The organism is Nocardia asiatica NBRC 100129, from assembly GCF_000308415.1.
In the GTDB taxonomy this organism is placed as follows: Bacteria; Actinomycetota; Actinomycetes; order Mycobacteriales; family Mycobacteriaceae; genus Nocardia; species Nocardia asiatica.
In genome coordinates this window covers 1-9000 of sequence record NZ_BAFS01000272.1, presented here as the reverse complement: position 1 = coordinate 9000, position 9000 = coordinate 1, and the positions used below count along the sequence as shown (strand labels likewise).

Sequence of the window (9000 nt, the reverse complement as noted above, 5' to 3'; positions counted from 1 at the left end):
CTGGACGACGACGACGATGACGACGTCGCCGACGAGCCGCGGGCCGCGAGCAGGGCCACCGCGCCGCGCCGGTCGCGGGCGGCCAAGAAGGCGGAGTACGACGCCAACCGTCGCCAGTGGATGATTCTCGGCGGGCAGAGCACCGGCGCCGCCGTCGCGGGCATGTTGCTGTTCAAGGGCTTCGAGCGCATGTGGGAGATGCTGCCCTGGGTGGCGCTGGCGCTGGCGATGATCGTGATTCTGGGACTGGTGGCCCTGGTGCGGATTCTGCGCAGGACCGACGACATCCTCAGCACTGTGATCGCCGTCGTCGTGGGCATCTTCGTCACACTGGGGCCACTAGCCTTTCTTCTCAGTACGAACTGAGTAGGGAGCGGCTGTGGGGAACATCGGGCATGCGAACGAGACCGGAGTGCGGCACACCCCGGAGGCGGGATCGCGCACGGGCGCGGGCTCGCCGCGAGACGCCGGGGGCGCGTCCGATCCGAAGCCCATCCGGGTCGGTCTCTCGACGGCCTCGGTCTACCCGCAGAACACCGAGGCCGCGTTCCGCTATGCCGCTGAGCTGGGCTACGACGGCGTCGAGTTGATGGTCTGGGCCGAGCCGGCCAGTCAGAGCATCGCCACCGTGCAGGCCTACTCCCGCACGTACGACGTGCCGGTGCTCGCCGTGCACGCGCCGTGCCTGTTGATCTCGCAGCGGGTTTGGGGCTCGGACCCGGTGGCCAAACTCGAGCGCAGTGTGCGCACCGCCGAGGCGTTCGGCGCGAGCACCGTGGTCGTGCACCCGCCGTTCCGCTGGCAGCGCCGCTACGCGGCGGGTTTCGCCGCGCAGGTGGCCGAGCTGGAGGAGCGCAGCCCCGTGGTCGTCGCGGTGGAGAACATGTTCCCGATGCGTGCGGACACGCTGTTCGGCCGGCGCGAAGGCGCGGTGAAGCGGCTGGAGCGGCGCGGCGGCCCCGGTCCGGCGCTCACGGCGTTCAGCCCGTCCTACGATCCGACCGAGACGGGGTTCCGGCACTACACCCTCGACCTGTCGCACACCGCGACCGCGGGCGCCGATCCGCTGGCCCTGGCTGCCCGGATGGGCCCGGGCTTGGCCCACCTGCACCTGGCCGACGGCCGGGGCGCCGCGCACGACGAACACCTGGTGCCTGGCGAGGGCACGCAGCCGTGTGTGGAAGTGTGCGCCGAACTGGTCGCCACCGGCTTCTCCGGCCAAGCCGTCGCCGAGATCAACACGCAGAACGCGCGCACCACCAAGGACCGGGCTGCCATGCTGCATCGCACTCTGGCCTTCGCCCGCAGGCATCTGGAGGTCGCTGCCGCGCCTACCCCCAGCGGCGCGCGCCACGGTTCGCCCGAGTCGCCGATGTGACGCTGGTCGCTCCTTCGCCACGACGAGATGCGGTGCGCCGGGGGATGCGTTGTACGCTGTACGAACGCCGCTCGTCGACCGTAAGCGCTTCCCCGTAGCGGACGACGCCGTCAGGTGCGGCCGACGAAGGACAGGAGTGAGGATGACGACGGAGTTGACCGACCTCGGCCGGGCTGCCACGACCGACGCACCGTTCAGCCAGGTCTGCGCGCTGACCGAAGCGCGGCCCTCGACCGAGGGAACCGGCCGCTACCTGGGCGTCATCGACGACATCTGGACCATCGGTCCGAAGGTGCACGGCGGGACGATGGTCGCGGCCAGCGCCGCGGCGGCGACGAATCGGCTGCGCGCCGCCGATCCGTCCCTGGTCGGGATGGCTCCGGTCGCGGCGAGCTCCGATTTCCTCGGCGCCCCCAATCCCGGCGAGGTCGAATACGAGGTGCGTGTGCGCAAGATCGGCCGCCAGATCTGCCTGGCCGACACCGATCTGGTCCAGGACGGCCGTGTCTTGGTGCGCACGGCGCTGACCTTCAGCCGCCTCGACGACACCGACTCGATCTACGCCCCGCAGCACTCCGACATGCCCGCGGAGCCGCCCGCCGACGCCATCGGCTACGAGCCCGGCTCCGCCATGGGCGACATCGTGCACGTGGGCCGCGGCGCCGAGATCTATCTCGACCGCGAGTGGGCTCGCTTCCTGGACGGTGCGACGGGGCAACCGCAGCTGCGGCTGTGGATGCGTCCGCGCCCCGGCGACGAGCAGGACCCGGACGTCGCCATGTACTTCGCCATGATGAGCGCCGACATGAGTCCGCCGGTTCCGATGAACCTCGGCCACTTCGGCTGGGCCCCGACCGTGCAGATGACCACCTACCTGCGCCGCAGGCCCGCGCCGGGCTGGCTGCGGGTCATCGCCACCACCCACGAGGTGGGCAGGCGGATGTTCGACGAGGACCAGTTGGTGCTCGACTCGACCGGTGCGGTCGTCGCGCAGAGTCGTCAGCTGGCGCTCGTTCCCCAGCGCTGAGTTCGGGCGCGCGCCGTCTAGCCTTGAGCCCCATGACGAGAATTGCGGTGATCGGTGGCGGGCGCATCGGTGAGGCGTTGGTCGCCGGGTTGCTGGAGTCGGGGCGGCTGACCAAGGACTTGGTCGTCGTCGAGACCCATCGGGAACGGGCCCATCAGATCGCCGATCGGTTCGGCATCCGGGTCACCGACGACCTCGCGGACGCGGCGGTGGGCGCGGATCTGCTGGTGATCGCGGTGAAGCCGGGCGACGTGGACGCCGTGCTCGCCCCGCTGGGCAAGGCGGAGATCGGCAGCGATCGCGATCAGGTGCTGGTCTCGCTGGCGGCCGGAGTGCCGACCGCGCGGCTGGAGGGCAAGTTGCCCGCCGGATTCCCGGTGGTGCGGGTGATGCCGAATACGCCGATGCTGGTGGGGCAGGGCATGAGCGTGATCGCGCCCGGCCGCTACGCGCGCCAGCACCATCTGGAACTGGTGACCGAGGTGCTCGAGTCGGTCGGCAAGGTGGTCGCTGTCGCGGAGAGCCAGATGGACGCCGTCACCGCGGTCTCCGGGTCGGGGCCGGCCTATTTCTTCCTGGTCGTCGAGGCCATGGTGGACGCGGGCGTCGGGCTCGGGCTCACCAGGGACGTGGCCACCCGGCTCGTCGTGCAGACCATGATCGGCTCGGCCGCCCTGTTGGACGGCTCCAGCCAGACCCCCGCGGAACTGCGTGCCGCGGTCACCTCGCCCGCGGGCACCACCGCGGCCGCGATCCGCGAGTTGGAGCGCGGAGGACTACGCTCGGCGTTCTGGGAAGGCCTCTTCGCGGCGAAGCAACGGTCCGCCGAACAGGGCGCGTCAGCGGAGTGACCGGTCTGTTTCAGATCGGAAAACCCGATTTCTCACTCCCGTCGCAGTAACACCACTGGTCCCGCTAAGCTTCAAGGAGCACGTGCGTGTCTGTTCCGCCGGTGGGGAAGCCGGCGGCGCGGACGTGCCGGAGGTCAATGGTGCAATGATGTCTTCGAACAAGATGTCTGCGAATTCCGGAGCGTCCGGCGGCTCCGGTCCCGCAGGCAATCGGGGGAATTCCCGTCCACAGCGTGAGGCCGCGACGCAGGGGCAACCCGTGCTCGGCGGCGGCACCCAGTTTCTCACCGTCGCCGAAGTGGCGAGTCTGATGCGGGTGTCCAAGATGACGGTCTACCGGCTGGTGCACTCGGGCGAACTGCCCGCGGTGCGCGTCGGCCGATCGTTCCGGGTGCACGCCAAGGCGGTGCACGACTATCTGGAAACGTCCTATTTCGACGCTGGATGAGGCGGTTTCGAGACCGCAGGGTCGTGCCGGTACGATAGTTCCTCGGTTCGTGTTCGCCCGCCGGTGGCATCGTTTTTGGTTGCCCCGTGGTATCCGGCGGCGCGGACACGGGACGTGAGGTCGGCCGAGCGACCCTGGCCGGTCGGCCGGGGCACCGGCCGACGGGCGTCCGGCAATCGCGCACGGGCAGCGTGCGCGCCGAGTAGAGAGAACGCGAGGACAACCCTATGGGTTCTGTGATCAAGAAGCGCCGCAAGCGCATGTCGAAGAAGAAGCACCGCAAGCTGCTTCGCCGCACGCGTGTTCAGCGGCGCAAACTCGGCAAGTAAGGCATCGCTGCGTGGTAGCTGCGGAGGCCCGTCACCAATAGGTGACGGGCCTTTTGTTTGAAATTTGTAATTTTTGAAAATCTCATTCGTATCGCGTGACTGAAGTCATCGTTAGATCCTGGTTAATACTCTCGGTGAGCGGGTAGGCAGCCGCTACGCTGGGCACTGGGAATAATCACAAAGGCGGCTGGCAAAGGAAAGCGGGTGCCGGTGGGTTCTGCGGGTCGGGAAGGTCACACACCGAGGGTCGTGCTGGTCACCGGGGCCAGCCGCTTCTTCGGTGGCGCGGTCGTCGCCCGGCTCGCTCACGAGCCCGGGATCGAACGCATCCTCGCCGTCGACACGATGACGCCCGGTCGAGAGTTGCAGCGGCGTATGGGCCGCGCCGAGTTTGTGCGCGCGGACATCCGAAACCCCTTGATCCGTAAGGTGATCGATGGTGGCGAGGTGGATACCGTGGTGCACACCGCGGTGCTGGCGCGTCCACCGGCGGGCGGCGGCCGCGCCGTGATGAAGGACCACAACGTCCTCGGCGCGATGCAGCTGTTCGCGGTGTGTCAGAAGGTGTCCTCGGTGCGCCGGGTCGTGTTGCGCTCCTCCTCGGCGGTGTACGGTTGCAGCGCGAAGGACCCCGCGAAATTCACTGAGGAAATGAGCGCGCGCATACCCCCGCGTGGTGGCTTCGCGCGCGACATGAACGATATAGAGGGTTACGTTCGAGGGCTCGCCCGGCGGCGCCCCGATATCGCCACCTCAATTCTGCGATTCGCGCCGATCGTGGGCCCCCGGCTGGCCGCCCGCGGCGTGCAATATCTGCGTTCGCCGGTAACCCCCACCGTCTTCGGCCGGGATGCCAGGATGCAGCTGCTGCACGAGGAGGACGCGGTGGCCGCGCTGACGCACGCGGCGCGAACCGCGGCCGGCGGCACGTACAACATCGCCGGCGATGGGGCGCTGTCACTGTCGCAGGCGGTCCGGCGGGCAGGCCGGATCGAGCTGCCGGTTCCCTTCACGGTGTTCCGCACCGTCGGGCGCCTGCTGATGGGCCCTGTCATGCGGGAGTTCTCCGCCGAACAGCTCGACTATTTCCATTTCGGATGTGGCCTGGACACCACTCGCATGCGCACCGAGCTCGGATTCGAGCCGCGCTGGACGACGGTACAGGCGTTCGACGACTTCATAGGGGGCGCAGCGTTGCGGCCCGTGGTCGATCCAGCGTGGATCGACGCCGCAGAACACAAACTGCTCGGCCTGCTCGGGGCCGGTACGGGAGCACCTAAATGAACGACGTAGCGAAAGTCATCCAACTTCACGATCTGCAGATCGAGGCGCGCCAGCGGCCGGCGCCACGCCGCCTCGCCGCCCCCAGTCCGGTGACCTCGCTGACGGAGCGGCGCGCGGCGGTGGCGCCCGCCCCGCCGCAGTCGCTGTCGGGCATGCTGCGCGGCGCTCTCGGCAAGCAGATCACCAAGACCGCGGATTTCGCCCGCCGCAGGCTCACCGGCGATTACCAGCTCGACGAATTCGGTTTCGACGAGCACCTGCTCGAGTCGGTCATCCTGCCCGCCCTTCGGCCGCTGTCGGAGCTGTGGTTCCGGGTGGAGGTCAGCGGGATGGACAACGTCCCGGAGACGGGTGGCGCGCTGCTCGTGGCCAACCACGCGGGCACCGTGCCGCTGGACGGATTGATGCTGCAGCTGGCCGTGCACGACCGGCACCCGAAACAGCGCGCGTTGCGCCTGCTCGCCGCCGATCTGATCTTCGAGACCCCGGTGCTCGGCGTGCTCGCTCGCCGGGCGGGCCACACGCTGGCCTGCCGGGAAGACGCCGAACGGCTGCTGCGCTCCGGTGAGCTGACCGGCGTGTTCCCGGAGGGATTCAAGGGCGTCGGCAAGCAGTACACCGATCGCTACAAGCTGCAGCGCTTCGGCCGCGGCGGTTTCGTCGCCGCCGCGGTGCGCGCCGGCGTGCCGATCATCCCGTGCTCGATCGTCGGTTCCGAGGAGATCTATCCGAAGCTGGCCGATCTCAAGCCGCTGGCCAGGCTGCTCGGCCTCCCGTACTTCCCGGTGACGCCGCTGTTCCCGCACCTGGGCGTGCTCGGCGCGGTCCCGCTGCCGTCCAAGTGGTACATCGAGTTCGGCACTCCGATTCCCACCACGGCCTACGAGCCGGAGGCCGCCGACGACCCGATGACCATGTTCGAGGTCACCGACCAGGTCCGCGAGACGATTCAGCAGACGCTCTACAAATTGCTCACCAAGCGCCGCAACGTCTTCACGGGATAGGGGAGCGCTAGCCGCCGTCGCGGCGGCGGGTGACCGCGGCGGCGACGGCTCCACCCGCCGCGCCGAGGGCCAGAGCGGTCGGCACGCCGATCTTGGCGGCTTTGCGGCCGGTCCGGAAGTCGCGGATCTCCCAGCCGCGGTTCTTGGCGACTTCGCGTAGGTCGGAGTCCGGGTTGATCGCCACGGCGGTGCCGACCAGCGAGAGCATCGGCACGTCGTTGTGGCTGTCGGAGTACGCGGTGCACCGCTTGAGATTCAGACCCTCCCGGATGGCCAGCGTGCGCACCGCGTGCGCTTTGCCGAGCCCGTGCAGGATGTCGCCGACCAAGCGGCCGGTGAACGTGCCGTCCACGCTCTCGGCCACGGTGCCCAGCGCGCCGGTGAGCCCGAGCCGCTTCGCGATCACCTGCGCCAGCTCGACCGGGGTGGCGGTGACCAGCCACACCTGCTGGCCCGCGTCCAGATGCATCTGCGCGAGCGCGCGGGTGCCCGGCCAGATCTTGTCGGCGATGATCTCGTCGTAGATCTCCTCGCCCAGCGCGGCCAGCTCGGCGGTCGAGCGCCCCGCGATGAAGGCCAGCGCCTTCTCCTTGCCGCTGGCCATATCGGTGCTGCTCTCCTTGCCGGTGACCCGGAATTTCACCTGCTTCCAGGCGACGTCCACCAGGTCGGAGGTCTTGAAGTATTTGCGCGCCGCCAGACCGCGGGCGAAATGCACGATCGAGGCGCCCTGCACCATCGTGTTGTCGACGTCGAAGAACGCGGCCGCGGTCAGGTCGCGCAGCGCCTCCGGGCCCGCCGCCGCCACCTCGCCCGCGGCGAGTTCCGCGTCGTGCAGGGTGAGTGCGGCGTCGGCGCTCGCCTCACCGGCCAGATTGGCCCGCAATTCCTCTTCACTCGGGCCGAAGGGGCTGCGCGAGATGCGGGCCAGCTGGTCCTGCAGACCCTGGCCCATCTGGCTCAGATTCCACCGCGCCGGAAACTCACCGAAGCGTCCCGCGATGAATCCGGCCCTCGCCACCCTCGATCGTTCCGGCACCAGTACCTCCGCCCGTCGCGCGAACCATGTCAACAGTAGCCGGATCGGGCGACAGTCACGGCAGAAGGCGGTGCGCGACACAATCGCGTGGCGCGCACCGAGCCCTTGTGATCTTCGCGGCCCGGATTAAATATCGGTCATGACCAATCCCACACATTCGGTGACATTGCTGACTCGCGCGGGCTGCGGCCTGTGTGCGACGGCACTGGAACGGCTGCGCTCGATCTGCGCCGAATTCGGCATCGAACCGGGGACCGTCGACGTCGACGAAGCCGCCGGCACCGACCCTGGCCTGCGCGCCGAGTTCGGCGACCGGCTTCCCGTCGTCCTGCTCGACGGCCGCGAGCACAGCTATTTCGATGTCGACGAGACCCGATTGCGAGCGGACCTGACGCGCTGAGGTACGGCGTTTTCCGTCCGATTCGGCCGCTGTGCTGGTCGCAGCGGAAAATGAGGCCAATTTCACCGACTTTGTGCAGGGCTTCACAAGCAGTTACGGTGGTGGCACGCGACCCGCATGCCGAGGCTGCGGAGCCGCCCCGAAATCCGAAACTTCGACACCATGGCACCGGACCGCCCCCGGGTCAGAGGGGTCGAGCGACGAACCGGTGCCCGAGGCCCGGGACGAGGAGCCGACGACGTGACAGAGCAGCATGAGGCGCCAGGCGGCGTCTCCGGCAGGGCTCTGCAGAAGGACATCCCGCAGGCCACCGTCGCCCGGCTGGCTACCTACCTTCGGGTCCTCGCCATGCTGGCCGACGACGGTGTTGCCATCGTATCGAGTGAGGAACTGGCTGTCGCGGCGGGTGTCAATTCGGCCAAATTGCGCAAGGACCTCTCCTTCCTCGGTCCCAACGGCGTGCGCGGCGTCGGCTACGACGTGGCCAAGCTCCGCTCCCGCATCGAGGACGTGCTCGGCTTGTCGCAGGGCCACCGGGTGGTGCTGGTCGGCGCGGGGAATCTGGGCCGGGCGCTGGTCGGCTACGGCGGCTTCCGGCGGCGCGGCTTCACCGTGGTCGGCATCTTCGACAGTCACCCCGAGGTGATCGGCTTGCCGGTGGCCGGGCTGGTGGTGCGCGACGTCGCCGAGTTGGCGGCCGCGGTCACCGAACTGGAGCCGACCATCGCGGTCATCACCGTCCCCGACGACGCGGCCCAGGACGTCTGCGACCGGCTCGTCGCGTCCGGGCTCCAGTCGATCCTGAGTTTCGCCCCCTGTGAGCTGGTCGCGCCCGCGACGGTCGAGGTCCGTCGTGTCGACCTGGCCGTGGAGATGCAGATGCTGTCGTTCGAGCGGGTGCGCAACGCGGATCAGGCCCCGCTGCCGGAAGTCGCGCACGCCGGGTCCGGCCGCATCGCGCACCGGCTGCCGACGCCGCACACCGCGCCCGCGCATCCGGCCCTCCAGCACTCGACAACCCCGCATACGGCAACGGAGCCAAGCAGCAAGGGATCGGTGGTCACACCATGAGCGTTCTCCTCGTCGGCATCTCGCACCGCAGCGCGCCGGTCCCGGTGCTGGAGAAGGTGGCCGTCACCGATGCCGACCGGCCCAAGCTGATCGACCGTCTGCTCGCCTCCAGCCACGTGTCCGAGGCGATGATCGTCTCCACCTGCAACCGGGTGGAGGTCTACGCGGT

Annotated in this window: 11 protein-coding genes and 1 pseudogene; 11 read left to right on the top strand and 1 reads right to left on the bottom strand. The window is 69.0% G+C overall.

The features are described from left to right. From ON27_RS25910 to ON27_RS25880, 8 genes are all read left to right on the top strand, one after another. Positions 1-366: Rv0497 family membrane protein (locus ON27_RS25910; RefSeq protein WP_043733288.1), on the top strand; the 366-nt coding region annotated here is incomplete at its 5' end. Positions 367-493: 127 nt separating this feature from the next. Then, positions 494-1378 carry a sugar phosphate isomerase/epimerase family protein gene (locus tag ON27_RS25905; RefSeq protein WP_043733297.1) on the top strand — a complete coding sequence of 295 codons (885 nt, stop codon included), beginning with the start codon at positions 494-496 and terminating at the stop codon, positions 1376-1378. 142 nt (positions 1379-1520) lie between these two features. Then, positions 1521-2405 carry a thioesterase family protein gene (locus ON27_RS25900; RefSeq protein ID WP_083887815.1) on the top strand — a complete coding sequence of 295 codons (885 nt, stop codon included), beginning with the start codon at positions 1521-1523 and terminating at the stop codon, positions 2403-2405. Between the two features lie 32 nt (positions 2406-2437). Next, positions 2438-3256, top strand: a complete 819-nt coding sequence (gene proC, locus ON27_RS25895; protein WP_043733286.1) for a pyrroline-5-carboxylate reductase — start codon at positions 2438-2440, stop codon at positions 3254-3256. 145 nt (positions 3257-3401) lie between these two features. Beyond that, the gene (locus ON27_RS25890; protein ID WP_373282793.1) at positions 3402-3704 is read left to right on the top strand and encodes a helix-turn-helix domain-containing protein; all 303 of its coding nucleotides are present in this window, start codon (positions 3402-3404) and stop codon (positions 3702-3704) included. A gap of 227 nt (positions 3705-3931) precedes the next feature. Beyond that, entirely contained in the window at positions 3932-4033 is a 102-nt protein-coding gene (locus ON27_RS41565; protein WP_003402602.1) for a 30S ribosomal protein bS22, read from the top strand. Positions 4034-4243: 210 nt separating this feature from the next. After that, positions 4244-5317 (top strand): NAD-dependent epimerase/dehydratase family protein, encoded by a 1074-nt coding sequence (locus ON27_RS25885; RefSeq protein WP_051047002.1) that lies wholly within the window; start codon positions 4244-4246, stop codon positions 5315-5317. Further along, positions 5314-6321, top strand: coding sequence for a lysophospholipid acyltransferase family protein (locus tag ON27_RS25880; protein ID WP_043733281.1), 1008 nt, complete (start codon positions 5314-5316; stop codon positions 6319-6321). Before ON27_RS25885 ends, ON27_RS25880 begins: the two co-directional genes overlap by 4 nt. Before the next feature lie 7 nt (positions 6322-6328). Here ON27_RS25880 and ON27_RS25875 read toward each other — a convergent pair whose 3' ends face one another. Then, on the bottom strand, positions 6329-7276 hold the full coding sequence (locus tag ON27_RS25875; protein ID WP_051047001.1) for an HAD family hydrolase: 948 nt from the start codon (positions 7274-7276) through the stop codon (positions 6329-6331). A gap of 223 nt (positions 7277-7499) precedes the next feature. On the opposite strand from ON27_RS25875, the gene ON27_RS25870 reads away from it, so the two are divergent. From ON27_RS25870 to ON27_RS41560, 3 genes and pseudogenes are all read left to right on the top strand, one after another. Next, positions 7500-7760 carry a glutaredoxin family protein gene (locus ON27_RS25870; RefSeq protein ID WP_043733279.1) on the top strand — a complete coding sequence of 87 codons (261 nt, stop codon included), beginning with the start codon at positions 7500-7502 and terminating at the stop codon, positions 7758-7760. 240 nt (positions 7761-8000) lie between these two features. Then, on the top strand, positions 8001-8831 hold the full coding sequence (locus tag ON27_RS25865; protein ID WP_043733276.1) for a redox-sensing transcriptional repressor Rex: 831 nt from the start codon (positions 8001-8003) through the stop codon (positions 8829-8831). Further along, positions 8828-9000: pseudogene (locus ON27_RS41560) on the top strand (glutamyl-tRNA reductase); the annotation flags it as partial. The gene ON27_RS25865 and the pseudogene ON27_RS41560, both read left to right, overlap by 4 nt.

What these genes read in the sequence shown, in the direction of transcription:
- ON27_RS25900 (WP_083887815.1), top strand. Translation starts at nt 1,521, where the DNA reads ATGACGACGGAGTTGACCGACCTCGGCCGGGCTGCCACGACCGACGCA.
- ON27_RS41565 (WP_003402602.1), top strand. Translation starts at nt 3,932, where the DNA reads ATGGGTTCTGTGATCAAGAAGCGCCGCAAGCGCATGTCGAAGAAGAAG.
- ON27_RS25890 (WP_373282793.1), top strand. Translation starts at nt 3,402, where the DNA reads ATGATGTCTTCGAACAAGATGTCTGCGAATTCCGGAGCGTCCGGCGGC.
- ON27_RS25875 (WP_051047001.1), bottom strand. Translation starts at nt 7,276, where the DNA reads ATGGGCCAGGGTCTGCAGGACCAGCTGGCCCGCATCTCGCGCAGCCCC.
- ON27_RS25880 (WP_043733281.1), top strand. Translation starts at nt 5,314, where the DNA reads ATGAACGACGTAGCGAAAGTCATCCAACTTCACGATCTGCAGATCGAG.
- proC (WP_043733286.1), top strand. Translation starts at nt 2,438, where the DNA reads ATGACGAGAATTGCGGTGATCGGTGGCGGGCGCATCGGTGAGGCGTTG.
- ON27_RS25870 (WP_043733279.1), top strand. Translation starts at nt 7,500, where the DNA reads ATGACCAATCCCACACATTCGGTGACATTGCTGACTCGCGCGGGCTGC.